The following is a 24799-nucleotide window of genomic DNA, read 5'->3' as shown; positions in this document are numbered from 1 at the left end:
GGGCTTTTCTTCGTCCTGCGTGAGCATCGGGCGCCTCACGCCGCCAGCATTTCCTTCGCGTGCTTTCTCGTCGTGGCGGTGATTTCGAGCCCGCCGAGCATGCGCGCGACCTCCTCGATGCGCTTCGCCTTGTCGAGCGGCGTGACGGTGCTGACCGTGCCGCCGCCCGAATCGCCCGACTTCGCCACCTGAAAATGCTGATCGCCGCGCGCGGCGACTTGCGGCAAGTGCGTGACGCAAAGCACCTGCCGGTCGCGCCCGAGCTGGTGCAGAAGCCGCCCGACGACCTCCGCGACACCGCCGCCGATGCCCGTGTCCACTTCGTCGAAGATCAGCGTGGGGGTGGGGCTCGCGGTGCTCGCGATGACGGCGAGCGCGAGGCTGATGCGCGCCAGTTCGCCGCCCGAGGCGACCTTGGCGAGCGGCCGCAGCGCGACGCCCGCATGGCCCGCGACGCGGAATTCGATCTGTTCGAGCCCGCTCGCGCCGCCTTCGGCCAGCGGCACGAGCGCGACTTCGAAGCTGCCGCCCGCCATCGACAATTCCTGCATGCCCGTGGTGACTGCCGCGCCGAGCGCCTTCGCGGCCTTGGCGCGCGCCTTCGAAAGCACCTTCGCCTCCGCCAGATAGGCGTTCTTCGTCTTGTCGACGGCGGCGCGCAGCGCGTCCAGATCGGCTGCGGCATCGAGTTGCGCAAGCTGCCGGCGGCGCGCCTCGTGTTCCTCCGGGAGCGCCTCGGGCTGCAGGCGGAACTTGCGCGCGGTCGAATGGAGCTGGTCCATGCGCCGTTCGACCTGCGCGAGCCGGTCCGGGTCGAGGTCCAGCCGCTGCGCGTAGTGCGTGAGCGAATACGACGCTTCCTGCAACTGGATCTCGGCCGGTTCCAGCGACGCGAGCACGTCGGAGAGCGCCGGATCGATGTCGGCGAGGCCGCGCAGCTTCGAAATGATCGCGGAAAGCTGCGTGATCATCGCCTCGTCGGATTCGGACAGCGCGGCGAGCGCGCCCTGCACGCCGTCGATGAGGCTTGCCGAATGCGAGAGCCGGTGGTGCTCCGCGCTCACTTCCTCCCACTCGCCCGCCTGCGGCGCGAGCTTGTCGAATTCGCTCAGTTGCCACGCGAGCCGCTCGCGCTCCAGTTGCAGCTCGCGGTCGCGGCCTTGCGCCGTTTCGGCGGCCTGCGCCGCGTCGCGCCACACGCGCCAGGCGCGCGCAACCGACGCCGCAGTCTCGGTGAGGCCGGCGTGCGTGTCGAAGAGATCGCGCTGGGCGTCCGGGCGCATCAGCAACTGATGCGCGTGCTGGCCGTGAATGTCGACGAGCATTTCGCCGACTTCCCGCAGTTGCGCGAGCGTCGCGGGCGTGCCGTTGATGAACGCGCGCGAGCGTCCGCCCGAATCGATCACCCGGCGCAGCATCACCGTGTCCGCATCGCCCGCGGCGAGCGCGTGCTCGTCCAGCCAGCGGGTGAGCGCGTCGTGCGTCGCGAATTCGGCCGTGATGTCGGCGCGCGCTTCTCCCGTGCGCACGGCGCTCGCGTCGCCGCGCGCGCCGAGCGCGAGGGCGAGGGCATCGATGAGAATCGACTTGCCCGCGCCGGTTTCACCCGAAAAAACGGTAAAGCCACTGTCGAACTCAAGGTCGAGCGCGGCGACGATGACGAAGTCGCGAATCGAAAGATGACGGAGCATGGATGGGACGCGTGGATGGAATGAGGACGCTTCAGCTGTTCGGGTCGTCTTCCGTCGACGGGTGCTCGTTCCAGTGCAGCTTCTTTCGCAGCGTGGCGAAATGGCTGTAGCCGACCGGATGCAGCACTGGCACGGTATGGCGCGAGCGCCGCACCTCGATGGTGTCGTTCAGCTCGACGGCGGTGAACGACTGCATGTCGAAGTTCACGTTGACGTCGCGCCCGCCGATGATCTGGATGTCCACTTTCGAGTCGTCCGGCAGCACGATCGGCCGGTTCGACAGCGAATGCGGCGCGATCGGCACGAGCACGAACCCCTGCAATTGCGGATGGAGAATGGGCCCAGACGCCGACAGCGCGTAGGCGGTCGAGCCGGTCGGCGTCGCGACGATCAGCCCGTCCGAGCGCTGGTTGTACATGAAATGCCCGTCCACCGAGACGCGCAGCTCCGCCATGCCCGAAAAGCCGCTGCGGTTGACCACGACGTCGTTGAACGCGAGCGCGTGATAGATCGGCTTGCCGTCGCGCATGATGCGCGCCTCGAGCAGGCTGCGCTCCTCGCGCTCGAAGCATCCGGCGAGCATCTGCGGGACGAGCACCGGCATGTCCGCGAGCGAAATGTCCGTGATGAAGCCGAGCCGCCCGTGGTTCACGCCGATGAGCGGCGTCTTGTACGGCGCGAGCTGGCGGCCGAGGCCGAGCATCGTGCCGTCGCCGCCGAGCACCACGGCGACGTCCGCGCGCGCTCCGATCTCGGCCGTGGAGAGCGCCGGATAGCCCGTCACGCCGACGTCCTTCGCGGTCGCAGCTTCGAAGACGACTTCGAAGCCCTGCTTCGCGATCAACGCGGCGAGCGAACTCAGCGGCTCCTCGATGCCGGGCGTATGCGTGCGCCCCACGAGCGCGACGGTATTGAATTGGCTGCCAATTTCCATGCCGGCATTACACCATAGGTAAAGGTCGAAAAGAACCGTGGGTGAACCCGGCGCGCGAGAACGCGCCGGGCACGGAGATTGTTTCCCGATAAAATGGGGCGCATCCTGAGTTCAGGCGCGCGCCGTTACCCGACACGTTGAGCTAAAATTTCCCCATGCTAGACCCACGTGCACAAACCCTCCTGAAAACGTTGATCGAACGGTATATCGCCGAGGGTCAGCCAGTGGGGTCGCGCACGCTGTCGCGTTACTCCGGTCTCGAACTGAGCCCCGCCACGATCCGCAACGTGATGTCGGACCTGGAAGAGCTCGGGCTCGTCGCGAGTCCGCATACGTCGGCGGGGCGGGTCCCGACGCCGCGCGGCTACCGCGTCTTCGTCGACACGATGCTCACTGTAGAAGCGCCCGAAGACGAGGCGATGACCACCGTGGTCAAGACGCGGCTGCAGGGCGAGGAGCCGCAGAAGATCGTCGCGGCGGCGGCGAGCGTGCTCTCGAACCTGTCGTCGTTCGCCGGCGTGGTCCTTACGCCGCGGCGCAGCCACATGTTCAAGCAGATCGAGTTCATGCGTCTGTCCGACAAGCGCATCCTGCTCATCATCGTCACGCCGGAAGGCGACGTCCAGAACCGTATCATGGCCACGCAGCGCGACTATTCCCCGTCGCAGCTCACGGAGGCGTCGAACTACATCAACGCGCATTTCGCCGGTCTTTCCTTCGACGAGGTGCGCCGCCGCCTGCGCGAGGAAATCGACCAGTTGCGCGGCGACATGACCACGCTGATGCACGCGGCCGTCACCGCCAGCACCGACGACACCGATCCCGGCGACACCCTGCTCATTTCCGGGGAGCGCAATCTGCTGGAAGTGGCGGATCTTTCTTCCGACATGGCGCGGCTGCGCAAGCTTTTCGACGTTTTCGACCAAAAGACGAGCCTCCTGCAACTGCTCGACGTGTCGAGCCACGCGCAAGGCGTGCAGATTTTCATCGGCGGCGAGTCGAATCTCGTGCCGATCGAGGAAATGAGCGTTGTGACGGCGCCGTACGAAGTGAACGGCAAGATCGTCGGCACGCTCGGCGTGATCGGGCCGACGCGCATGGCCTACAACCGCGTGATTCCGATCGTCGACATCACCGCGCGGCTGCTTTCCATCTCGCTCAGCCACCAGTAGCGCTCAAAACCGCGCCGCGCGAGTCACCGGTGTACGGCCTGCATCGGCCATACGTGGCCATACGCGGCGCTTCACGGACATCTTGCGCGCGCTTTCGCCTCGCCGCCACCTGGCCGAACGGCCGATGATGTGCCGCGAGGCTCGCCGCTATAATGGCCTTCACTCCACGACGACCCGTCCGGGCCGGCCACTGCCATGCGTTTCGATCTCGAGTTGCCTTCGCAGCCTTCCGCCTCGCATCGCGTGGCGGTGCTGCTGATCAACCTCGGCACGCCCGACGCGCCGACGCCGCGGGCCGTTCGCAAGTATCTCGCGCAGTTCCTGTCCGACCCGCGCGTCGTCGAGATTCCCGCATTCGTGTGGCAAATCATCCTGCGGCTCGCCATCCTGCCGTTTCGCGGCCGCGCGTCGGCGAAGAAGTACGCGCAGGTCTGGATGCCCGAAGGCTCGCCCTTGCGGGTCTACACGGAGCGGCAGGTCGAGCAGTTGCGGCGCTTGTTCGCGGCGAACGACTATCAGGTGATCGTCGACTACGCGATGCGCTACGGCACGCCGGGCATCCCGGCCATGCTGAACCAGCTGAAGCTGGAGGGCGCCGAGCGCGTGCTGCTCGTGCCGATGTACCCGCAATATTCGTCGTCGACCACCGCGACCGCCTTCGACGACGCGTTCGGCGCGCTCAGGCGCGTGCGCAACCAGCCGGAAATCCGCACGATCCGCCACTACGCCGATCATCCGGCGTATATCGGCGCGCTCGCCGCGCAGGTGCGCGAATACTGGCATCACCACGGGCATCCCGATTTCGCGGCCGGCGACAAGCTCGTGCTGAGCTTTCATGGCGTGCCCAAGCGCACGATGGATCTCGGCGACCCCTATCACGACCAGTGCCAGCAGACCGGTTCGCTCCTCGCGGCGGCGCTCGGGCTCACGCCGGTGGAATGCCGGGTGACGTTCCAGTCGCGTTTCGGCCGCGCGGAATGGCTGCAGCCGTACACCGCGCCGACGCTCGCGGAGCTGGGCGCGGGCGGCGTGAAGCGTGTCGACGTGTTCTGTCCGGGTTTCACGGCCGACTGCCTCGAGACGATCGAGGAAATCGGCATCGAAGTGCGCGACGACTTCCTGCGCGCGGGCGGCAAGCACTTTCACCGCATTCCCTGCCTGAATGCCTCGCCGGCGTGGATCAAGGCGCTCGGCGAGATCGTCGCGCAGCATCTGCAGGGCTGGCCCGTGCAGACGGCGCAGCCGCTTACCGCCGTGGCCTGAACACCGGCATGCAACTCCACATCCGATGAACTACAAGATTTCGACTGACCCCGGCGCGCGCCTTCGCGTCGACAAATGGCTCTGGGCGGCGCGCTTCTTCAAGACCCGTTCGCTCGCAAGCGACGCCGTGGAGAAGGGCCGCGTGCGCATCGGCGGGGCGAACGTGAAGCCGTCGAAGGACGTGCGCGTAGGTGATATCGTCGAGATCGACGTCGAGCAGCTTGTCTGGCAGGTGGAAGTGCTGGGCATCTGCGACGTGCGCGGACCGGCGACGGTCGCGCAGACGCTCTACGTGGAGACGCAGGAAGGACGCGAGAAACGGCTGGCGGAAACGGAGCGGCGCAAGACGTACCGCGAACCCGCGGCCGGCCTGCAGGGCCGCCCGACCAAGCGCGACCGCCGCACTATCGACAAACTTTCAGGTTCGGACTGAAGAAATGTTCCATGGTGGCGTGGATGCCGCCATATTCCGTGTTGTTCTCGGTCACGGCGCCGGACATGCAGATGGTCGTGGTGCCCGCAACGAGTACCAGAGCGACCACCGCGATAGCAAAGGTCAGTTTCATGGTACCCCCCTGGATACGGGCGAAACGGGCAAGCGCTGGAGCGGGCTGAAAGCTTTCGTAGAATTAGGGGTTAACCTGTACTCACGGGAGCTTGATCGAAGTGTAGGCGACCAAGTCGATCGGCTCAATCTCAATCTGCACGCAACCGGTAAATCGTTGTAACGGCGCGTTTCGGCGGCTTTCGAAATGTCGGAAAAATCGCGTGCAAGCCCTTGAAAACGTTCGGCGTAGCCCTAAATAGGCGGCTAGTAGGAAAACGCCTCCCGCACCATGCGCCCCGCAGTCGTGTTGCAGTTGTATTTTTGCAACGCGGGCAAGCCGGGTAACATCGGCATCGTCGGGCGGTTTTCGCATCCGATTTCACACTCAGCAAGACATTCAGCGACATGGAAAACACGCAAGAGAATTCAGCGAGCCAGAACCCCACGCCCGCCGACGATAAAGCGCGCCAGGCCGCCGACGCCGGCAACCTCAACGCCGGCAATTCGAACGCGGCGCAGCAGCCGGCTGAAGCGGCAGACGCGTCGGCAGCGCCGGCAACCGCGGACGCGAACGAAGCCGAGGCTGCGCTTGCGGAAGCGCAGGCGAAGATCGCGGCGCTCCAGGAAGAGTTCCTGCGCGCCAAGGCCGAGACCGAGAACGTCCGCCGCCGCGCTCAGGAAGACGTGTCGAAGGCGCACAAGTTCGCAATCGAAAATTTCGCGGAAAACCTGCTGCCGGTGCTCGACAGCCTCGAGGCGGCGCTTGCCGACTCCTCGACCGATCTCGCCAAGGTGCGCGAGGGCGTCGAACTCACGCTGCGCCAGTTGACCGGCGCGCTCGAGAAGGGCCGCGTGGTGCCGGTGAACCCGGTCGGCGAGAAGTTCGATCCGCATCGCCACCAGGCCATTTCGATGGTGCCGGCCGAGCAGGAGGCGAATACGGTCGTCGCCGTGCTGCAAAAGGGCTACGTGATCGCCGACCGCGTGCTGCGCCCGGCGCTCGTCACGGTCGCGGCACCGAAATAACGCGCGCAGCCATCGAGTCGCGAACATGGCGAATATCCCGGTCGACGCCACCGCGTTTTCCGTTTTTGGCATGCAGGAGCTCGACGCCGGGAATTTCGACGCCGGGCTCGCCGCCGCCGGGGACGAACTCGCGGTCGTGTTCTTCTGGGGCGTGGACTGCTTCAACTGCGAAATCGCCAAAAAGGCGATGCTCCAGAAGCCCGACGAAATCCGTGCGCTGGGCATGAAGTGGTTTCACAGCAATGTGTATGAACATCGCGAACTGGGGCGCCGCTTCATGCTGCACGGCGTGCCGACGTGGTTCTTCTTCTACCGCGGCAAGCGCCTCGGGCGGGCGACGGGCTGGCACGGGCTCGGGCAGTTCGAGGCCGCGGTGGCGGCGGCGCGCGAAAAGATCCGCGCGCTCGACGCAAAAGCGTGATTCGCTCCCCGCCCGGGGCGAAAAAAACAAAGACCGCATCGCATTCAGGGTCTTGAAAACGATGCGAACGCACTTATGTTGCGTACAGGTATGAATTTTGGGCGTCCGACCGCTCGAACCGGCTGAAAAAGCCGCGCTTCGAAAGCCGGGCCCGCTGCGATCAAAGTCAGGAGATTACAAAAATGGGCAAAATCATCGGTATCGACCTCGGCACGACCAATTCGTGCGTGGCGATCATGGAAGGCAACCAGGTCCGGGTCATCGAGAATTCGGAAGGCGCGCGCACGACGCCGTCGATCATCGCTTATGTCGACGAAAACGAAATTCTCGTCGGCGCCCCGGCCAAGCGCCAGTCGGTCACGAATCCGCGCAACACGCTGTATGCGGTCAAGCGCCTGATCGGCCGCCGCTTCGAAGAAAAGGAAGTGCAGAAGGACATCGGCCTGATGCCCTACAAGATCGTCAAGGCCGACAACGGCGACGCCTGGGTGGAAGCGCACGGCCAGAAGCTCGCGCCGCCGCAGATTTCTGCCGAAGTGCTGCGCAAGATGAAGAAGACCGCTGAAGACTATCTCGGCGAGCCGGTCACGGAAGCCGTGATCACGGTTCCCGCGTACTTCAACGACAGCCAGCGCCAGGCAACCAAGGACGCGGGCCGCATCGCCGGCCTGGAAGTCAAGCGCATCATCAACGAGCCGACGGCGGCCGCGCTCGCGTTCGGTCTCGACAAGGCCGAAAAGGGCGACCGCAAGATCGCGGTGTATGACCTGGGCGGCGGCACGTTCGACGTCTCGATCATCGAAATCGCGGACGTGGACGGCGAAAAGCAGTTCGAAGTGCTCTCGACGAACGGCGACACGTTCCTCGGCGGCGAGGACTTCGACCAGCGCATCATCGACTACATCATTGCCGAGTTCAAGAAGGAACAGGGCGTCGATCTGTCGAAGGACGTGCTCGCGCTGCAGCGCCTGAAGGAAGCGGCGGAAAAGGCGAAGATCGAGCTGTCGTCGACCGCGCAGACCGACATCAACCTGCCGTACATCACGGCCGACGCGTCGGGTCCGAAGCACTTGAACCTGAAATTTACGCGTGCGAAGCTCGAAGCGCTCGTCGAAGAACTGATCGAGCGCACGATCGAACCGTGCCGCATTGCCATCAAGGATGCGGGCGTGAAGGTCGGTGAAATCGACGACGTGATTCTCGTCGGCGGCATGACGCGTATGCCGAAGGTGCAGGAGAAGGTGAAGGAATTCTTCGGCAAGGAACCGCGCCGTGACGTGAACCCGGACGAAGCCGTGGCCGTGGGCGCGGCGATTCAGGGCCAGGTTCTGTCGGGCGACCGCAAGGACGTGCTGCTGCTCGACGTGACGCCTTTGTCGCTCGGCATCGAGACGCTCGGCGGCGTGATGACGAAGATGATCAACAAGAACACGACGATCCCGACGAAGCACGCGCAAGTGTATTCGACGGCCGACGACAACCAGGGCGCCGTGACGATCAAGGTGTTCCAGGGCGAGCGCGAAATGGCGGCGGGCAACAAGCTGCTCGGCGAGTTCAACCTGGAAGGCATTCCGCCGGCACCGCGCGGCACGCCGCAGATCGAAGTGACCTTCGACATCGATGCGAACGGCATTCTGCACGTCGGCGCGAAGGACAAGGCGACGGGCAAGGAAAACAAGATCACCATCAAGGCGAACTCGGGCCTGTCGGATGCCGAGATCGACAAGATGGTGAAGGACGCCGAAGCCAACGCGGAAGAGGATCACAAGCTCCGCGAACTGGCCGACTCGCGCAACCAGGGCGACGCGCTCGTTCACAGCACGAAGAAAGCGGTGGCCGAGTACGGCGACAAGGTCGACGCGGCCGAGAAGGAGAAGATCGAAGCCGCGCTGAAGGACCTCGAGGACACGCTGAAGAGCGGTTCGAGCGACAAGGCTGCGATCGACGCGAAGATCGAGACGCTTGCCACCGCTTCGCAGAAGCTCGGCGAGAAGATGTACGCCGACATGCAGGCAGCGCAGGGCGCGGCGGCGGGTGCCGCGGCCGGTGCGGCCGGCGGCGGTGCGGGTGCTTCGTCGGCGGCGGGCGGTGCGAGCCAGCAGCAGGACGACGTGGTCGACGCGGAGTTCAAGGAAGTGAAGAAGGACTGAGTCGTTGAGCCGCACGAGCGATTCGTCGCCACGGCCGGATCCGGCTTCGCGTGAGGATGCGCGAAGCCGGTCGATCGAGACGAAGCAGGAATGAAGAACGCGCCTGGCGAGCCAAACGGCTCCCCGGGCACGTTGTTTTTTTAGAGGGCGCCTGGCTGCATCCAGTCAAGCGGGGCGTCGAAGGTTACACACGAGTCGCGAGACTCAAAGCATCTGAGAGGGAGCCGCCCGCGCGTGGCGCGGCGGCATCGAACCGATATGGCGAAACGGGATTACTACGAGGTTCTGGGCGTCGCGAAGAACGCAAGCGACGACGAGATCAAGAAGGCGTATCGCAAGCTCGCGATGAAGTACCACCCCGACCGCAATCCGGACAACAAGAATGCGGAAGAGCATTTCAAGGAGGGGAAGGAAGCCTACGAAATGCTCTCGGATTCGCAAAAGCGCGCGGCCTACGACCAGTACGGCCACGCGGGCGTCGATCCGAACATGGGCGGTGCGGGCGCGCAGGGCTTCGGCGGTTTCGCGGACGCATTCGGGGACATTTTCGGCGACATTTTCGGCCAGACCGCGGGTGGTGCCGGCCGCGGGCGCGCCGGTCCGCAGGTGTATCGCGGAGCCGACCTGCGCTACAGCATGGAAATCACGCTCGAACAGGCGGCACACGGCTACGACACGCAGATCCGCGTGCCGAGCTGGGTGAACTGCGACGTCTGCCACGGCTCGGGCGCGAAGCCCGGTACCAAGCCGGAAACCTGCCCGACCTGTCATGGCAATGGCACGGTGCGCATGTCTCAGGGATTTTTCAGCATCCAGCAAACGTGCCCGAAGTGCCACGGCACCGGCAGCTACATCCCCGAGCCCTGCGCGCACTGCCACGGCGCGGGCAAGGTGAAGGAAACGAAGACGCTGGAAGTGAAGATTCCGGCCGGTATCGACGACGGCATGCGCATCCGCTCCGCCGGCAACGGCGAGCCGGGCATCAACGGCGGTCCGAGCGGCGATCTGTATGTCGAGATTCACATCAAGCAGCACTCGGTGTTCGAGCGCGACGGCGACGACCTGCATTGCCAGATGCCGATCCAGTTCACCACCGCCGCCCTCGGCGGCGAGATCGAGGTGCCGACGCTCGCGGGCCGCGCCAGCTTCACGGTGCCGGAAGGCACGCAGTCGGGCAAGACATTCCGTCTGCGGGGCAAGGGCATCAAGGGCTTGCGCTCGAGCATCGCGGGCGATCTGTACGTGCACGTGCAGGTGGAAACGCCCGTCAAGCTCACCGACCAGCAGCGCGACCTGCTCAAGCAGTTCGAGAAATCGCTCGTCGAAGGAGGCTCGCGTCACAGCCCGCAAAGCAAGAGCTGGTTCGATCGGGTGAAGAGCTTCTTTGACTGATACGGTCCATGCAATGACGGCCGATCCACGCAGCGCGGTGTTCGCGCTGCTCGACGATTGCGAGTCGACCGCCGCAAGGCGGTCGACTCGCTTGTACACAGGGTTCGCGCACGAGCGGTCCTGCACCGACGGCGCGGCGCTCGCCACGGTGTGCGCGCAGGTCGAAGACGATTTGCGGGGCGGTCTGCACGCGGTCGTCGTCGCGGATTACGAGTTCGGCCGCAATCTCCAGTTGGCGCAGCCCGGCGATGCCGCGCTGCGCTTTTTGTTGTTCCGCGATTGCGCACCGCTCTCGCGCGACGAGGCCGATGCGTGGCTCGCGTCGCAGGATGGCGGCGCGGCGACGCCGTCGGCGGCGGGTGTCGCCGGTATGGAGGCGAGCGTCACGCGCGGCGAGTTCGACGCCGCGATCGCCGCCGTGCACGAAGCGCTGCGCGCGGGCGACACGTACCAGGTCAACTACACGTACCGGCTCGCTTTCGACGTGTTCGGCACGCCGCTCGCGCTTTACCGGCGGCTGCGGGCACGGCAGCCGGTGCGCTACGGCGCGTTCATCGCGCTGCCGGAGGGCCGCGCGGTGCTGTCGTGTTCGCCGGAGCTTTTCATCGAGAAGGCCGGCGACCTCCTGCGCGCGAGGCCGATGAAAGGCACGGCCCCGCGCGACACCGACCCGCAGGCGCTGCACGACGATCCGAAGAACCGCGCCGAAAACGTGATGATCGTCGACTTGCTGCGCAACGACATGTCGCGCGTGGCGGCCACCGGCTCGGTGCGCGTGCCCGCGCTCTTCTCGGTCGAGCCGTATGCGTCGGTGTGGCAGATGACCTCGACGGTCGAAGCGCGCGTTCGGCCCGGCACTTCGTTCGCGGACATCCTGCGCGCGCTGTTCCCGTGCGGCTCGATCACCGGTGCGCCGAAATACAGGACGATGCAGTTGATCGATGCAATCGAAAGCACGCCGCGCGGCATCTATACGGGCGCGATCGGCTGGCTGAACCGAAACGCCGACTTCTGCCTTTCGGTCGCGATCCGCACGCTGGTCGTGGGCGACGGACGGGGCACGATGGGCATTGGCGCGGGAATCGTGCTCGACAGCGTCGCCGCCGACGAATACGCGGAGTGTCTCTTGAAAGCACGTTTTCTCACGGGTGCCGATCCCGGTTTCGAGCTGTTCGAAACCGCCTACGCCACGCGCGACGCGGGCGTTCGCCACTTCGGGCGCCATCTCGCGCGGCTCGCGGGCAGCGCGCGCTATCTCGGTTTTTCGCTCGACGAGTTGCAATTGAAGGCGCTCGTCGGCGAACGCTGCATGAGCTTCGATGCAGGCAAGCCGTACCGGCTGCGGATTGCGCTCGACAAGGCCGGGCAGATCACGCTTTCGAGCGCGCCGCTCGCGCCCCTCGCCGCCGATACCGTCGATGTGCTGCTCGCGCCCGATTACGGCTTCGCTCCGCAGGCGTCGGGCGATCCGCTGCTGCGCCACAAGACGACCCGCCGCGAGGACTTCGATCGCGCGTGGCGTGAAGCCGAGGCCCAGGGCGCGTTCGACATGCTGTTCTTCAACGAGCGTGCGGAGTTGACGGAGGGCGGGCGATCGACGGTCTTCGTGAAGCTCGACGGCCGCTGGTGGACGCCGCCGATCGAGGCAGGCGTGCTGCCGGGCGTGATGCGTGGCGTGCTGATCGATGAGCTGGGCGCGGCCGAGCGCACGATCACGCGGGAAGAACTGGAGCGCGCCGAAGCGCTGATGGTGAGCAACGCGCTGCGCGGCGGAGTCGGCGCGCGATTGCGGACATAGGGCGAGCGGCGGCCGCCGAAAGAGGCGCAGTGCGGCGCCTCTTTCGGAAAGCACTCAGAACGTATGTTCCGGACCGGGGAAGCTGCTGTCTTTCACCGCGCGCACGTAGGCCTCGACGGCGGCGAAGATCGTCGGCTGGCCGTGCATGAAATCCTTCACGAAGCGGGGCCGCTTGCCGGGAAAGATCCCGAGCATGTCGTGCAGCACCAGCACCTGTCCCGAACAGTCTATACCCGCGCCGATGCCGATCGTCGGAATGGCGACCTGCTCGGTCACTTCGCGCGCGAGCAGCGTCGGCACGGCTTCGATCACGAGCATCTGGGCGCCGGCGTCCTGCAGGGCGAGCGCGTCGCGGCGCATCTGAGAGGCGGCCGCGTCGGTCTTGCCCTGCACCTTGAAGCCGCCGAACGCATGGACCGACTGCGGCGTGAGGCCAACGTGCCCGCACACCGGAATCGATCGCTCGACGAGAAAGCGCACCGTGTCGGCGAGCCACTCGCCGCCTTCGATCTTCACCATCTGCGCGCCCGCGCGCATCAGCTGCACGGCGTTCGCGTACGCGTCCTCGCGCGAGCCGACCGTGCCGAACGGCATGTCGGCGACGATCAGCGCACCCTTGTTGCCGCGCGCGACCGAGGCCGTGTGATACGCGATGTCGGCGAGGGTGACGGGCAGCGTCGTGCTGTGTCCCTGCAACACGTTGCCGAGCGAGTCGCCGATCAGCATCACGTCGACGCCCGCGCGGTCGAGCAGCGCCGAGAAGCTCGCGTCGTAGCACGTCAGCATCACGATTTTCTCGCCCGCCTCGCGCATCGCCTGGAGCTTCGGGACGGTGATCGCATTGCGGCCGGTTTCCTGCAAGTACGCCATGATCGTTCCAGAGAGTGAGCGCGTCAGACCGAAAGCCCGAGCGGGCTCAGAGAGACGTGCCTTTGACAAAGAATTCCTTGCGTCCGCGCATCGTCTCGATGCGCTCGATCAGGAGCGCCAGATCCGCATCCGAATCGAGCGGATTCAGATGCTCGGCGTTCACCGTGAGCACCGGTGTCGCGTCGTAGTGATAGAAGAACTCGTTATAAGCGTCGCACAGCGCGCGCAGATAGGCATCGGGAATCTGCAGTTCCATCGGCAGTGCACGCTTCTGGATGCGCGCGAACAGCACTTCCGGACTCGCCTGCAGATACACGACGAGATCGGGTGCGGGCGCGCTCGTATCGATGCGCGACGCGATCTCGCGATACAGCTGGAACTCGTCGTCGGGCAGCGTGAGACGCGCGAACAGTTCGCTTTTCTGCGTGATGAAATCGGCCATCAGCGGCGCCTGGCCGCCGAGCGCATCGGCGACTTCGCGCGTCTGCCTGACACGCTGCAGCGCGAAGCTCAATTGCGTCTGCAGCGCGTAGCGCGTGGTGTCGCGATAGAAGCGCTCGAGAAACGGATTGTCCTGCGGACGCTCGAAGAGCGTGCGCATCGACCAGCGTTCGGCGAGCAGCGTGGCGAGCGTCGTCTTGCCGACGCCAATCGGACCCTCGATCGCGATATAGCGATGCGGCGGGCGCAGATGCGGTGCGGTGACGGTAAGAGGGAAAGCGGCGCTCATCGGCAGTTGTTCTTGGTGGATGCGGCGAGAACGTCGCCGCCGTTCGCTGCGCGTTGCGCGCCCTGCATCGGACACTGGCAGGTCGCGACCTTTTCGATGCGCTGCTCGTGCACGGCGGCGAGGAAGGCATCGGCGCGGCCCAGTTGCGGGATGATCACTTCGCCATCGAGCTCGACGAGCGGCACGAGCGCGAACGCGCGCTCGGTCAGGCGCGGATGGGGCACGATGAGATCGGCTTCGTCGATGCTGGAATCGCCGAAGAGCAGGATATCGAGATCGAGCGTGCGCGGCGCGTTGCGATACGGCCGCTCGCGCCCGAACTGTTCCTCGACCGTATGGCAGAGCCGCAGCAGTTGCCGCGCGGGCATCGTGGTCTCGATCTTGACGACGCAATTGAAATAGTCGTCGCCACCGGCGTCGATCGGCGCGGTGCGATAGAGGCTCGATTTCGCGAGCACCGTGATCGTGCGTTGCTGAGCAAGACACACGACCGCGTCTTTCAGGGTCTGACGCGCATCTCCGAGATTCGCGCCGAGGCCCAGATAAGCTACCGTCATGGCATAAATCCTACGACTGTCGTTCGGCGGCGGCTGCCTCGCAACGAAAGTCTGTCGTCAATCGTTGCCGTGGCTGCCGTGGTCATTGGGACTCAGGTCACGCACTTCGCGCGTGTCGCTGCCTTCCCGTTCCTCGGCGCTCTCGCCGCCCTCCATTGCGTCACCCGTCCTGCGGCCTTTGGCATTGCTGCGTCGCCGTCGTTTCTTGGGCGACCGGTCACGCCCGCCCAGCGCGAGCAGTGCTTCGCGCGCGGCGGCGTCCCCGTCGATGAAATCCGTCCACCACTGTCCGATCGCGGGATCCAGTTCGCCTGATTCGCAGCGCAACAGGAGGAAATCATAACCCGCTCTAAACCTTTGGTGTTCCAGCAGCTTCAGCGCGCTTCGTCCCGAACGCTTTTCCAGCCGGTGCTGCAGACCCCAGATCTCGCGCATGTCCGACGAGTAGCGCTTGTGGATCGCGAGCTTCTCGGTCTGCATGTCGAGCACGTCGTCCATCGCGCGATGCAGCGCGGGCACCGGATACTCGCCCGCGGCCGTGAATTGCTGCCAGCGCGTCTGCATGTCGTGCCACAGCAGCGTGGCGAACAGGAAGCCCGGCGACACCGGCTTGCCGGCGCGCACGCGCTCGTCGGTATTGGTGAGCGCGAGCGTCACGAACTTCTCGCCATGCGGCTGCTCGAGCACGACGTCGAGCAGCGGCAGCACGCCGTGATGCAGCCCTTCCGCGCGCAGCCGCGTGAGGCAGGCGAGCGCGTGGCCCGAGAGCAGCAGCTTCAGCATCTCGTCGAAGAGGCGCGCCGCCGGCACGTTGTTCATCAGATCCGCGAGTTCGCGGATCGGCGCGCGCGTCGACTCCTCGATCTCGAAACCGAGCTTTGCCGCGAAGCGCACGACGCGCAGCATGCGCACCGGGTCCTCGCGATAACGCGTCGCCGGATCGCCGATCATGCGCAGGAGACGCGCGCGAATGTCGGCCATTCCGTCGTGGTAGTCCAGCACGGTCTGCGTTGCCGGATCGTAGTACATCGCGTTGATCGTGAAATCGCGGCGCGTGGCGTCCTCGTGCTGCTCGCCCCACACATTGTCGCGCAGCACGCGCCCGCTTGCATCGACCGCATGGGTGCGCGCGTCCAGCTCGCCGCGCTTCAGGCGCCGCGGCGGTTCGGCGGGCGGCGCGTCGGCGGGAATGTCGACGAGCGCGCGGAACGTCGAGGTCTCGATGATGTCCTGGCCGAACTGCACGTGCACGATCTGGAAGCGCCGCCCGATGATGCGTGCGCGGCGAAAGAGCTTCTGCACCTGGTCGGGTGTGGCGTCGGTGGCGACGTCGAAGTCCTTCGGCGCGACGCCGAGCAGCAGGTCGCGCACCGCGCCGCCGACGATGAACGCGCGATGGCCGGCTTCCTGCAGCGCGTCGGTGACGCGCACCGCGTTCTTCGAGATCAGCGAAGGGTCGATGCCGTGAATGTCGGACGACAGGATGACCGGCACGTTCGGGTCGCGCTTCACCGCGACGGGCGTTTTCTTGCGCGTGCTCTTGCGGGCGGCGGGCGCGGTTGCGGCTTCGGTGGGATGAGAGGCAGCGTCGGTTGACGCGCCGGTTTCGGATTCGGCGCTATCCTGCCCGAACAGCTTGCGGATGAGTTTTTTAATCACGTGTATTGAAGAGGTCCAGGATGCGCCAGCCTTTTGCCTGCGCGTGGGCGCGCAGCGTGTCGTCGGGATTGGTCGCGATCGGGTCGGTGACTTTTTCGAGCAGCGGAATGTCGTTGTGCGAGTCGCTGTAGAAATAGCTGTGCCTGAAGTCGGAGAGCTTCTTGTCGAGCGACGCGAGCCATGCCTCGACGCGCACGATCTTGCCTTCCCGATAGCTCGGCGTGCCGGTCGGGCGGCCGGTGAAGGCGCCTTGCGGATGGTTGTCGATGGTTTCGACTTCGCACGCGATCAGCGCGTCGATGCCGAACGCTTCGGCGATCGGCGCGGTGATGAACGCGTTGGTGGCAGTGACGAGGCAGCACAGGTCGCCGTTGTCCTGATGCTCGCGCACGAGGGTCACGGCGGCGGGCACGATGCGCGGGTTGATCACTTCGTGCATGAATTGCGCGTGCCAGTCGGCGAGCTGGTCGCGCGAGTATTTCGCGAGCGGCTTGAGCATCGCGTGCAGGTACGCGTCGATGTCGAGCACGCCCGCCTTGTAGTCGGCGTAGAAGGCGTCGTTCTGACGCGCGAAGCTTTCCGCATCGACGATGCCGAGCTTCACCATGAAGCGGCCCCATTCGTGGTCGCTGTCCGTCGGAATGAGCGTGTGATCGAGATCAAAAAGAGCGAGGTTCATGGGAGCGCATTTTACTTGAAGCGGGTCGGAGCCGTTTCCGGCGGTGCGGGGGGTGCGTCCGGGCCGGGCGGATCGAAGAGCGGGCCGGCCGGTTCTCCGCTGCCGGCGGGGCCGACGAGCGCGAGTCCGGGCGGCTGCGCGCCACCGGTGCTCGCGAGCATCCGGCGCAGGAGCGGCAGCGTCACCGCGCGCTTCTGTTCGAGCGAAAAGCGGTCGAGCTCGTCGAAAAGCGCCATCAGGCTCGGCATGTCACGGCGAAAATGCGTGAGCAGGTAGGCGGGCACGTCGTCGGCGAGCGCGATGCCGCGTTCGCGCGCCGCGTTCCTGAGCACCGCCACCTTGGCCTCGTCGCTCAGCGCGACGAGATGGAACACCAGCCCCCAGCCGAGCCGCGTGCGCAGATCCTCGCGCACCGAAAGCCCCATCGGCGCGGCGCTGCCGGTTGCGACGAGCGCGCTCGTCGGATGGGCGCGCACTTCGTTGAAGAGGTTGAAAAGGGCGATCTGCTGCGCGCCCGAGAGGCCGTCGCAGTCGTCGACGGCGTAAAGCGTCACGCGCGGATCGAAGCTGAACGCGGTGAGCGCGCTTTGCGGGCTCAGGAAGCGCGCGCGCCCGGTCGCCTCATGCACGATGGCCTGCAGCAGATGGCTGCGGCCGCTGCCCGGCTCGCCCCAGACGTAGAACGTGCGGTCCGCGACCGGACCGGCCGCGAGCGCGCCGTCGAGCTCGCGCAGGCGCGTCACGAGTTCGTGGTTGCCGGCGGCGAAGAAATTGTCGAAGGTGGCAGGCGGGGGCGTGCCGAGATCGAGCGTCAATTGGCGTTGCACGGGCAGTCGGTTCCGTCGGGGCGTATCTTTAAAAGCATGGTGCTGGTCATGGCGCGGCATGGCTCGCGCCGGGCACGGCGCGCACGGTCTGCTCCGCGCGAATCCTGAAAAAGATTCGCGCGGGCCGGGCGGAGCGCGTGAATTCCAGCCGGGCGGCCGGCATCGGGTAAAATCGTATTTTACCGACCTTCTCGCTCATCCCCCATGAATCAGCCGAAAACCGCCCCTGACGCCCAAGGTTTGTCGTATCGCGACGCGGGCGTGGACATCGACGCAGGCGACGCGCTCGTCGACCGGATCAAGCCCTTTGCCAAGAAAACGATGCGCGAAGGCGTGCTGGGCGGCATCGGCGGTTTCGGCGCGCTGTTTGAAGTGCCGAAGAAATACAAGGAGCCGGTGCTCGTGTCGGGCACGGACGGCGTCGGCACGAAGCTGCGCCTCGCGTTCCAGCTGAACAAGCACGACACGGTGGGCCAGGATCTCGTCGCGATGAGCGTGAACGACATTCTCGTGCAGGGCGCCGAGCCGCTCTTCTTCCTCGATTATTTCGCGTGCGGCAAGCTGGATGTCGACACGGCCGCGACCGTCGTGGCGGGCATCGCGAAGGGCTGCGAGCTATCGGGCTGCGCGCTGATCGGCGGCGAGACCGCCGAAATGCCGGGCATGTACCCGGACGGCGAGTACGACCTGGCGGGTTTCGCGGTCGGCGCGGTGGAAAAGAGGAAGATCATCGACGGCAGCACGATCAAGGCGGGCGATGTGGTGCTCGGCCTTGCATCGAGCGGAATTCACTCGAATGGCTATTCGCTCGTGCGCAAGATCATCGAGCGCGCGCAGCCGGACCTCGCCGCCGATTTCGACGGCCGGTCGCTCGCCGACGCGCTGATGGCGCCGACGCACATCTACGTGAAGCCGCTCCTTTCGCTGATGCAGAGCGTGACCGTGAAGGGCATGGCGCACATCACGGGCGGCGGGCTGGTGGAAAACATCCCGCGCGTGCTGCGCGAAGGGCTGACCGCCGAGCTCGATCACCGTGCGTGGCCGCTGCCGCCGCTTTTCTCGTGGCTGCAGAAGCATGGCGGCGTCGCGGATGCGGAAATGCATCGCGTGTTCAATTGCGGGATCGGCATGGCGGTGATCGTCGCGGCCGAAGACGTGGAAGCGGCGACGGGCCTCCTGTCGGCGGCGGGCGAGCAGGTCTGGAAGATCGGCACGGTGCGCGAAAGCCGGGAAGGCGAGGCGCAGACGGTCGTGGTCTGACGCTGCCGCGCTCATGAACAAGCCGCTCGGATGAGCGGCTTTTTTTATTGGCTGACGCGCTCGATGGCGTGCGCCGCCTGATCCACGGCATCCTGCGCGCAACAATCGACGACGATCCGCTCCGGCATCGCGCGCAGCCACGTCAGCTGGCGCTTGCACAGCTGGCGCGTGGCGAAGACGCCCTTGTCGCGCATCGTGGCGTAGTCCGTCGCGCCGTCGAGATACTCCCACGCCTGCCGGTAGCCGACGCAGCGCATCGACGGCATGTCGAGACTCAGGTCGCCGCGCGCGCGCAGGCGCTTCACTTCATCGATGAAACCGGCCGCGAGCATCGCGTCGAAGCGCGCGGCGATCCGCGCGTGCAATACGCCGCGGTCGGACGGCTCGAGCGCGATCGGCACGAAGCGGTAGGCCGCCGCCTCGTCCTGCGCGCGCGGCGCGGCGAGCAGCGCCGACATCGGCTCGCCGGTCAGCGTGAACACTTCGAGCGCGCGCTGGATGCGCTGCGAGTCGTTCGGCGCGAGGCGCGCGGCGGTGCGCGGATCGACGGCCGCGAGCCGCGCGTGCAGCGCGGGCCAGCCGTCGCGGGCGGCGTCGGAATCGAGCGCCGCGCGCACTTCCTGATTCGCGGCGGGCAGATCGTTCAGGCCCTCGGTCAGGGCCTTGAAATACAGCATCGTGCCGCCGACGAGCAGCGGCACGTTGCCCCGCGCATCGATTTCACCGACGAGCCGCAGCGCGTCGGCGCGGAAATCGGCGGCGGAATAGGTGTCGGCGGGGTCGATGATGTCGATCAGGTGATGCGGCGCGAGCGCGCGTTCGCTGGCGGACGGCTTCGCGGTGCCGATATCCATGCCGCGATACACCAGCGCCGAATCGACGCTCACGATTTCGACCGGCCGGCGCGCGGCAAAGGCGAGCGCGGCGGCGGTCTTGCCCGACGCCGTCGGCCCGAGCAGGCACGCGACCGGGCGGGCGCGGCGGGGCGCCGCCGGTGCTTGCGAAGCGCTCATCGTCGTGCTCGTTGCCGCGTTCATCGCGTGCTCATTGCCCGCGCAAGAAGAGGCGGTCGAGGTCGCCGAGCGTCAGCTGATACCACGTCGGGCGGCCGTGATTGCACTGATCGGCGCGCTCGGTGGCTTCCATCTGGCGCAACAGCGCATTCATCTCGTCGACCGTGAGGCGGCGGTTCGCGCGCACCGCGTGATGGCAGGCGAGCGTGCCGAGCAGTTCGTGCTGGCGCTCGGTCAGCACGCGCGAACCGCCGTAGGCGTGAAGATCGGCGAGCACCGCGCGCGCGAGCGACTGCAGGTCGGCGTCCTTGAGCAGCGCCGGGACTGCGCGGATCGCGATCGAAGTCGGCGACAGTACAGCCAGGTCGAAGCCGAGCGCATCGAGCGTCGCGCGCTCCTCCTCGACGACGCCGATTTCCACGGGCTCCGCCGTCATCGAAACGGGGATCAGGAGCGGCTGCACGCCGATCGCGCGATCGGCGAGCGCCGTCTTGAACTGCTCGTAGAGGATGCGTTCGTGGGCGGCGTGCATGTCGACGATCACGAGTCCCTGCGCGTTCTGCGCGAGCACGTAGATGCCGTGGATCTGGCCGAGCGCGAAACCGAGCGGCTGTTCGTCGGCGTGGAGCGCTGCGGCGTGATGCGGGTTTGGCGCGCGAATTGCCTCCGGCGCGCTGTCCGACGCCCACGAGACGGCTGGCTGCGCGAGCGCGCCGGCGTCCTTGCGCCCGAAGAGCGCGTCATAGAGCGCGAGCGGCTGGGCGACGGGCAGCGTGCCCTGCGTCATGCGCGATTGCCGCAGCCAGGCGGTGCCGTTTTCGCTTTTCGCGTGGCCGTCCGGCGCGCCGGCGCCCATTGCCGTGCCCATCGCCGCGCTGATTCCCGCGCCTGCGAGCGGCTTCGCGCTGAACGACGCGGGCCCGGTCGGCTGCAATTGCGCCGCGTGGCCGCCCGCCGTCGTTTCCGGCGACGCCCCCGCATGGCGTGCCAACGCCCGCTGCACGGCATGGAACACGAACTGGTGAATCGAGCGTGAATCGCGGAACCGCACCTCGATCTTCGACGGATGCACGTTCACGTCCACCGCCTCGGGCGGCAGGTCGAGAAAGAGCACATACGACGGATAGCGGTTGCCGTGCAGCACGTCCTCGTAGGCGGCGCGAACGGCGTGCGTCAGGAGCTTGTCGCGCACGAAGCGTCCGTTCACGAAGAAATACTGCTGGTCGGCGCGGCCGCGGCTCGCCGTCGGCAGGCCCGCGCAGCCGTACACGGCAAGCGGCCCGGCGCGTTCGTCGAGCGGTAGGTGGGCCGTATCGAACACCTCGCCGAGAATCTTGGCGACCCGCGCCTGCGGATCGCTCGCGTTCCAGTGCTCGACGGCACGGCCGTTGTGAAGCACCGAAATCGCGACATCCGGACGCGCCAGCGCGACGCGCCGGATCACTTCGAGGCAGTGCCCGAGCTCCGTCTGCTCGCTCTTCAGGAATTTCCGGCGCGCCGGTGTGTTGAAGTAAAGCTCGCGCACTTCCATGGTCGTGCCGACCGTGCCGGCCGCCGGCGACATCGCGCCCGTCTGGGCGTCGATGCGCGTCGCGTGCGGGCATTCGTCCGTGCGGCTCGTGATGAAGAGCTCGGCCACCGACGCGATCGACGCCAGCGCCTCGCCGCGGAATCCGAGCGTCGCGACCGCTTCGAGCTCCGCGAGCGAGCGGATCTTGCTCGTGGCGTGGCGCAGCAGCGCGAGCGGCAGTTCGGCGGGCGGCATGCCGCAGCCGTCGTCGGCGATCACGATGCGTTTCACGCCGCCTTCGTCGAGCGTGATGCGCAGGCTGGTTGCGCCGGCGTCGAGCGCGTTCTCGAGCAGTTCCTTCACGACGGACGCCGGGCGTTCCACCACTTCGCCCGCCGCGATCTGGCTGATGAGCTGATCGGGGAGCGGCTGGATCGTGCGCGAACGGCGCGGCGCGCCGGTGGTCGAATCGACGGCGGGGGTTTCGGTGGGATCGGGCATGCCGAAATTATAACGACTCGCCAGCGACTCGCACCGGAGCGCCCCTCACTGCTTTTTTCGCTCTTTGTGCCGGATTCGTGCCTGGATTCGTGCGATCGAATACGTGCGGTCTGATTTTTTGGTCATGGACATTCGGTATCATGACGCGACTGTTTTCGACGCCCGCCGCAGCGTCATATTCTTTTCCGAGGAACGCTTTTGGACACGCTTCTGCAATTTCTGGGTCTCATCATCCACATCGACAAGTCGCTCGGGTTCTTCATTGCGAATTACGGCGGCTGGGTCTACGCGGTGCTGTTCCTGATCGTGTTCTGCGAAACGGGCCTCGTCGTCTTTCCGTTCCTTCCCGGCGATTCGCTGCTGTTCATTGGCGGCGCGTTCGCGGCGACCGGATCGATGCACCTCGGCGTGCTGATCGTGCTGCTGCTCGTGGCGGCGATCGGCGGGAACACGGTCAATTACTGGATCGGCCGCGCGGTCGGCCCGAAGGTGTTCCACTCCAATATTCCGATTCTCGAGCGCTTCCTCGACCGCGAGGCGCTCAAGAAGACGCACGATTTCTACGAGAAGCACGGCGGCAAGACGATCGTCATCGCCCGCTTCGTGCCGGTCGTGCGCACGTTCGCGCCGTTCGTGGCGGGTGCATCCGCGATGGATGCTGCGCGCTTTCAGTTCTTCAACGTGCTCGGCGCGCTGATCTGGGTGCTGCTGCTCGTGCTGCTCGGCTACTTCTTCGGCAATATTCCGTTCATCCGCCAGTATCTGAACGTGATCGTGCTGGTCGGCATCGGCGCGGCGATCATTCCCGTCGCGATCGGCGCGCTCTGGAAAATGACGCGGCGAGGCTCTTCGAAAGCCTGAGCGTGCCGGTTCGAAAGGTGAAAACGAGGCCGCCGGTTGGCGGCCTCGTCGTTGCTGAGTTGCTGAGTTGCTGAAAGTGCAGGGTTTCGGCCAGAAGACGCGACTGCGGCCGTGAAAGCCACAGGCGGCAAGATCAGTCCTAGCCGCGGCGAATCAGCCGGAGCACCAGGAGCAGCACGACTGCGCCGATCACCGCGGTGATCACCGAGCCGATCCAGCCGCCGCCGAGCGAGATGCCGAGCACGCCGAAGAGCCAGCCGCCGATCACCGCGCCGACGATGCCCACCAGCACGTCGACCAGCAGGCCGAAGCCGCCGCCCTTGACGAGCAGGCCCGCGAGCCAGCCGGCCACGGCGCCGATGATCAGCCACGCGACGATCCCGTGTTGCACGAATTCCATGCCTTAACCTCCGTAATTGAGAAATGCAGGATGCAGCCGCATCGAGCGCGCTGAATGTAGCCGATGAAGGCGGCGCGCGGACCGCCTAAAAAGTCAACGATTGTCACGAAACGACCCGGCCGGCTGACCGGCCAGACAGGCGGCTGAGCCCGGCGGCGCGCGGATGGACTATTCGGACAAGCGCAGATGCGCGGCGCAAATGCGCTGTGATAGCGTGAAAGGTTAGAACGCCAAACCGTCGAAGAAATATCGCGCGGCAATCGTGGACGTTCGCTAAATGTTTTATGCTCGCAAAGGTGTGCAATCGTGAAGGTGAAAGTGGAAGGGCTTGAGTGGCGTCGGGTGCGGCTCGCGGTCGTGGCGGTAAGTCTCGCGGCGTTATTGTCGGGATGCGGGATTTTTGGCTGCGGGGGCAGCGCGACGAACGGCGGAGCGTTCGGGGGCTGCGCGGCGGGAACCCGGTTTTGATCGCGGGCGGGGTCCGCCCGGACCGTTGGAATAACAAACAGGCAGGGAATCGGAAGTATGGCGGTGATGCGTTCAAAACTATTCAAATTGACGGCGTGGGCCGTCGTCGTCGGAACGGGGTTGACGGGGTGTTCCACGGCGCTCGTGCCGGCGCCGATCGTCGAGCGGTCGGTAGGCGGCAGCGCGCCGCCGGCCGTTCAGGCACCGGCTGACAATCCGTCACCGGTGGCTGCGGTGCCCGCGGCGGGGCTTGCCCCGCTGCCGCCCGCGGGGCCGGGGTTCTACCGGGTCAGGCCGGGCGACACGCTCTACGGCATTGCGCGTGCGCAAAAGCAGAAGCCCGCCGACCTCGTCAAATGGAACAATCTGCCGGAAAGCAAGCAGGTCAACATCGGACAACTGCTGCGCGTGGCGCCGCCGGATGCAGCATCGGCAACGGCCGCCCCCGCCGACGACTGGAGCAAGTCGGCTGCGGCAAAGTCCGCTCAGCCGCCGCTGATCGGCGTGGCGCAAGGTGCTCCCGCTGCATCGGCTGCATCGGCGCAGAACGGAGGCACGGAGCCCGCGGGCGCCAGCCCATCGACGGTGGCGAGCGGCAAGGGCTTTTCGCTCGCCTGGCCGACGCAAGGCGAAGTCGTGACGAAATTCGGCGTGAGCGGCAGCAAGGGGATCGATATTGCGGGCAAGGAGGGCACACCCGTGAAGGCCGCGGCGCCGGGCAAGGTGGTGTACGCGGGAAGCGGGCTGCGGGCTTACGGCCAGATGATCATCGTCAAGCACGGCGGCGACTACCTGACCGCGTACGCGCACAACAGCAAGCTGCTCGTGCGCGAAGGCGACACGGTGAAGCAGGGCGCGACGATCGCGGATATGGGCACGGGCCCGGGTGGCAAGCCGCTGCTGCATTTCGAGGTGCGCAAGTCCGGTCAGGCAGTCGATCCGTTGCCGTTGTTGAGCAAGGCAGGCGGGTAAGCCGGCGGACAAGCGAAGCGCGGCGGCCGGTGCTTCGCAGCGCAGCGCGCGTTCAACCAGACGTTAGAGGAGGCCGCACGTGAAGAAAATCACGCTCG

General features: G+C 66.2%; 24 protein-coding genes. 11 read left to right on the top strand and 13 right to left on the bottom strand.

The features are described 5' to 3' along the window. Nucleotides 1-35: 35 nt before the first annotated feature. Both recN and BG61_RS00525 read right to left on the bottom strand, forming a co-directional pair. Complete coding sequence (recN, locus tag BG61_RS00530; protein ID WP_035941097.1) at nucleotides 36-1691, bottom strand: DNA repair protein RecN; 1656 nt, start codon at nucleotides 1689-1691, stop codon at nucleotides 36-38. Nucleotides 1692-1722: 31 nt separating this feature from the next. Continuing rightward, nucleotides 1723-2625 (bottom strand): NAD kinase, encoded by a 903-nt coding sequence (locus tag BG61_RS00525; RefSeq protein WP_035941095.1) that lies wholly within the window; start codon nucleotides 2623-2625, stop codon nucleotides 1723-1725. A 155-nt stretch (nucleotides 2626-2780) separates the two neighbouring features. On the opposite strand from BG61_RS00525, the gene hrcA reads away from it, so the two are divergent. From hrcA to BG61_RS00510, 3 genes are all read left to right on the top strand, one after another. Next, nucleotides 2781-3797, top strand: a complete 1017-nt coding sequence (gene hrcA, locus BG61_RS00520) for a heat-inducible transcriptional repressor HrcA (protein ID WP_035941094.1) — start codon at nucleotides 2781-2783, stop codon at nucleotides 3795-3797. Between the two features lie 195 nt (nucleotides 3798-3992). Then, entirely contained in the window at nucleotides 3993-5060 is a 1068-nt protein-coding gene (gene hemH / locus BG61_RS00515) for a ferrochelatase (RefSeq protein ID WP_035941093.1), read from the top strand. 25 nt (nucleotides 5061-5085) lie between these two features. Beyond that, complete coding sequence (locus BG61_RS00510) at nucleotides 5086-5493, top strand: RNA-binding S4 domain-containing protein (protein WP_035941091.1); 408 nt, start codon at nucleotides 5086-5088, stop codon at nucleotides 5491-5493. Here the strand turns inward: BG61_RS00510 and BG61_RS43155 are convergent. Then, nucleotides 5465-5626, bottom strand: a complete 162-nt coding sequence (locus BG61_RS43155; RefSeq protein ID WP_169743286.1) for a hypothetical protein — start codon at nucleotides 5624-5626, stop codon at nucleotides 5465-5467. The two genes, BG61_RS00510 and BG61_RS43155, sit on opposite strands and share 29 nt — an antisense overlap. A 386-nt stretch (nucleotides 5627-6012) precedes the next feature. On the opposite strand from BG61_RS43155, the gene grpE reads away from it, so the two are divergent. From grpE to pabB, 5 genes are all read left to right on the top strand, one after another. Then, entirely contained in the window at nucleotides 6013-6633 is a 621-nt protein-coding gene (gene grpE, locus BG61_RS00505) for a nucleotide exchange factor GrpE (RefSeq protein ID WP_035941090.1), read from the top strand. Between the two features lie 25 nt (nucleotides 6634-6658). Continuing rightward, nucleotides 6659-7054: a thioredoxin family protein gene (locus BG61_RS00500; protein ID WP_035941089.1), complete on the top strand. Its 396-nt coding sequence runs from the start codon at nucleotides 6659-6661 to the stop codon at nucleotides 7052-7054. A gap of 182 nt (nucleotides 7055-7236) precedes the next feature. After that, nucleotides 7237-9204, top strand: coding sequence for a molecular chaperone DnaK (dnaK, locus tag BG61_RS00495; RefSeq protein ID WP_035941088.1), 1968 nt, complete (start codon nucleotides 7237-7239; stop codon nucleotides 9202-9204). A 258-nt stretch (nucleotides 9205-9462) separates the two neighbouring features. Beyond that, nucleotides 9463-10596 carry a molecular chaperone DnaJ gene (gene dnaJ, locus BG61_RS00490; RefSeq protein ID WP_035941086.1) on the top strand — a complete coding sequence of 378 codons (1134 nt, stop codon included), beginning with the start codon at nucleotides 9463-9465 and terminating at the stop codon, nucleotides 10594-10596. A 13-nt stretch (nucleotides 10597-10609) separates the two neighbouring features. Beyond that, nucleotides 10610-12394 carry an aminodeoxychorismate synthase component I gene (pabB, locus tag BG61_RS00485; RefSeq protein WP_035941083.1) on the top strand — a complete coding sequence of 595 codons (1785 nt, stop codon included), beginning with the start codon at nucleotides 10610-10612 and terminating at the stop codon, nucleotides 12392-12394. A 54-nt stretch (nucleotides 12395-12448) separates the two neighbouring features. Here the strand turns inward: pabB and panB are convergent, their stop codons facing one another. Genes panB through BG61_RS42665 form a run of 7 tightly spaced genes read right to left on the bottom strand, consistent with a single transcriptional unit; the run spans nucleotide 12449 to nucleotide 17915 of the window. Continuing rightward, the gene (gene panB / locus BG61_RS00480) at nucleotides 12449-13264 is read right to left on the bottom strand and encodes a 3-methyl-2-oxobutanoate hydroxymethyltransferase (RefSeq protein WP_035941081.1); all 816 of its coding nucleotides are present in this window, start codon (nucleotides 13262-13264) and stop codon (nucleotides 12449-12451) included. Between the two features lie 46 nt (nucleotides 13265-13310). Continuing rightward, nucleotides 13311-13994 carry a deoxynucleoside kinase gene (locus BG61_RS00475; RefSeq protein WP_035941078.1) on the bottom strand — a complete coding sequence of 228 codons (684 nt, stop codon included), beginning with the start codon at nucleotides 13992-13994 and terminating at the stop codon, nucleotides 13311-13313. Further along, entirely contained in the window at nucleotides 13991-14551 is a 561-nt protein-coding gene (gene folK, locus BG61_RS00470; protein WP_035941076.1) for a 2-amino-4-hydroxy-6-hydroxymethyldihydropteridine diphosphokinase, read from the bottom strand. The genes BG61_RS00475 and folK overlap by 4 nt, the downstream gene beginning before the upstream one ends. Before the next feature lie 57 nt (nucleotides 14552-14608). Then, nucleotides 14609-16210 (bottom strand): polynucleotide adenylyltransferase PcnB, encoded by a 1602-nt coding sequence (gene pcnB, locus BG61_RS00465; RefSeq protein WP_035941074.1) that lies wholly within the window; start codon nucleotides 16208-16210, stop codon nucleotides 14609-14611. Further along, the gene (locus BG61_RS00460; protein ID WP_035941071.1) at nucleotides 16203-16889 is read right to left on the bottom strand and encodes a histidinol-phosphatase; all 687 of its coding nucleotides are present in this window, start codon (nucleotides 16887-16889) and stop codon (nucleotides 16203-16205) included. The genes pcnB and BG61_RS00460 overlap by 8 nt, the downstream gene beginning before the upstream one ends. A gap of 11 nt (nucleotides 16890-16900) precedes the next feature. After that, the gene (hda, locus tag BG61_RS00455) at nucleotides 16901-17716 is read right to left on the bottom strand and encodes a DnaA regulatory inactivator Hda (protein WP_035941069.1); all 816 of its coding nucleotides are present in this window, start codon (nucleotides 17714-17716) and stop codon (nucleotides 16901-16903) included. A gap of 46 nt (nucleotides 17717-17762) precedes the next feature. Next, the gene (locus tag BG61_RS42665) at nucleotides 17763-17915 is read right to left on the bottom strand and encodes a hypothetical protein (RefSeq protein ID WP_161783652.1); all 153 of its coding nucleotides are present in this window, start codon (nucleotides 17913-17915) and stop codon (nucleotides 17763-17765) included. Nucleotides 17916-17920: 5 nt separating this feature from the next. Here BG61_RS42665 and purM point away from each other — a divergent pair, with 5 nt between their 5' ends. After that, nucleotides 17921-18976: a phosphoribosylformylglycinamidine cyclo-ligase gene (purM, locus tag BG61_RS00450; RefSeq protein ID WP_035941065.1), complete on the top strand. Its 1056-nt coding sequence runs from the start codon at nucleotides 17921-17923 to the stop codon at nucleotides 18974-18976. 44 nt (nucleotides 18977-19020) lie between these two features. Here the strand turns inward: purM and miaA are convergent, their stop codons facing one another. Then, nucleotides 19021-19989 carry a tRNA (adenosine(37)-N6)-dimethylallyltransferase MiaA gene (gene miaA, locus BG61_RS00445; protein ID WP_035941501.1) on the bottom strand — a complete coding sequence of 323 codons (969 nt, stop codon included), beginning with the start codon at nucleotides 19987-19989 and terminating at the stop codon, nucleotides 19021-19023. A 31-nt stretch (nucleotides 19990-20020) separates the two neighbouring features. Beyond that, nucleotides 20021-22000: a DNA mismatch repair endonuclease MutL gene (gene mutL, locus BG61_RS00440; protein WP_035941063.1), complete on the bottom strand. Its 1980-nt coding sequence runs from the start codon at nucleotides 21998-22000 to the stop codon at nucleotides 20021-20023. A 198-nt stretch (nucleotides 22001-22198) separates the two neighbouring features. Here mutL and BG61_RS00435 point away from each other — a divergent pair, with 198 nt between their 5' ends. Beyond that, complete coding sequence (locus BG61_RS00435) at nucleotides 22199-22861, top strand: VTT domain-containing protein (RefSeq protein WP_035941061.1); 663 nt, start codon at nucleotides 22199-22201, stop codon at nucleotides 22859-22861. Nucleotides 22862-23000: 139 nt separating this feature from the next. On the opposite strand, the gene BG61_RS00430 is transcribed toward BG61_RS00435, so the two are convergent. Beyond that, nucleotides 23001-23261, bottom strand: coding sequence for a GlsB/YeaQ/YmgE family stress response membrane protein (locus tag BG61_RS00430; protein ID WP_129572361.1), 261 nt, complete (start codon nucleotides 23259-23261; stop codon nucleotides 23001-23003). Between the two features lie 534 nt (nucleotides 23262-23795). Between BG61_RS00430 and BG61_RS00425 the strand changes: the two genes are divergently transcribed. Continuing rightward, a complete protein-coding gene (locus tag BG61_RS00425) occupies nucleotides 23796-24701 on the top strand; it encodes a peptidoglycan DD-metalloendopeptidase family protein (protein ID WP_035941498.1) in 906 nt (301 codons plus the stop codon). Nucleotides 24702-24799: the final 98 nt, after the last annotated feature.

Origin of the sequence: Caballeronia glathei (assembly GCF_000698595.1) — a bacterium.
Classification (GTDB): domain Bacteria; phylum Pseudomonadota; class Gammaproteobacteria; order Burkholderiales; family Burkholderiaceae; genus Caballeronia; species Caballeronia glathei.
The sequence above is the reverse complement of the archived record's forward strand: the minus strand, read 5'-3'. Positions and strand labels throughout refer to the sequence as shown.

Bases quoted from the DNA above. Each gene is read 5' to 3' on its own strand.
- recN (WP_035941097.1), bottom strand. From the start codon at position 1,691: ATGCTCCGTCATCTTTCGATTCGCGACTTCGTCATCGTCGCCGCGCTC.
- BG61_RS00525 (WP_035941095.1), bottom strand. From the start codon at position 2,625: ATGGAAATTGGCAGCCAATTCAATACCGTCGCGCTCGTGGGGCGCACG.
- hrcA (WP_035941094.1), top strand. From the start codon at position 2,781: ATGCTAGACCCACGTGCACAAACCCTCCTGAAAACGTTGATCGAACGG.
- hemH (WP_035941093.1), top strand. From the start codon at position 3,993: ATGCGTTTCGATCTCGAGTTGCCTTCGCAGCCTTCCGCCTCGCATCGC.
- BG61_RS00510 (WP_035941091.1), top strand. From the start codon at position 5,086: ATGAACTACAAGATTTCGACTGACCCCGGCGCGCGCCTTCGCGTCGAC.
- BG61_RS43155 (WP_169743286.1), bottom strand. From the start codon at position 5,626: ATGAAACTGACCTTTGCTATCGCGGTGGTCGCTCTGGTACTCGTTGCG.
- grpE (WP_035941090.1), top strand. From the start codon at position 6,013: ATGGAAAACACGCAAGAGAATTCAGCGAGCCAGAACCCCACGCCCGCC.
- BG61_RS00500 (WP_035941089.1), top strand. From the start codon at position 6,659: ATGGCGAATATCCCGGTCGACGCCACCGCGTTTTCCGTTTTTGGCATG.
- dnaK (WP_035941088.1), top strand. From the start codon at position 7,237: ATGGGCAAAATCATCGGTATCGACCTCGGCACGACCAATTCGTGCGTG.
- dnaJ (WP_035941086.1), top strand. From the start codon at position 9,463: ATGGCGAAACGGGATTACTACGAGGTTCTGGGCGTCGCGAAGAACGCA.
- pabB (WP_035941083.1), top strand. From the start codon at position 10,610: ATGACGGCCGATCCACGCAGCGCGGTGTTCGCGCTGCTCGACGATTGC.
- panB (WP_035941081.1), bottom strand. From the start codon at position 13,264: ATGGCGTACTTGCAGGAAACCGGCCGCAATGCGATCACCGTCCCGAAG.
- BG61_RS00475 (WP_035941078.1), bottom strand. From the start codon at position 13,994: ATGAGCGCCGCTTTCCCTCTTACCGTCACCGCACCGCATCTGCGCCCG.
- folK (WP_035941076.1), bottom strand. From the start codon at position 14,551: ATGACGGTAGCTTATCTGGGCCTCGGCGCGAATCTCGGAGATGCGCGT.
- BG61_RS00460 (WP_035941071.1), bottom strand. From the start codon at position 16,889: ATGAACCTCGCTCTTTTTGATCTCGATCACACGCTCATTCCGACGGAC.
- BG61_RS42665 (WP_161783652.1), bottom strand. From the start codon at position 17,915: ATGAGCGAGAAGGTCGGTAAAATACGATTTTACCCGATGCCGGCCGCC.
- purM (WP_035941065.1), top strand. From the start codon at position 17,921: ATGAATCAGCCGAAAACCGCCCCTGACGCCCAAGGTTTGTCGTATCGC.
- miaA (WP_035941501.1), bottom strand. From the start codon at position 19,989: ATGAGCGCTTCGCAAGCACCGGCGGCGCCCCGCCGCGCCCGCCCGGTC.
- mutL (WP_035941063.1), bottom strand. From the start codon at position 22,000: ATGCCCGATCCCACCGAAACCCCCGCCGTCGATTCGACCACCGGCGCG.
- BG61_RS00430 (WP_129572361.1), bottom strand. From the start codon at position 23,261: ATGGAATTCGTGCAACACGGGATCGTCGCGTGGCTGATCATCGGCGCC.
- BG61_RS00425 (WP_035941498.1), top strand. From the start codon at position 23,796: ATGCGTTCAAAACTATTCAAATTGACGGCGTGGGCCGTCGTCGTCGGA.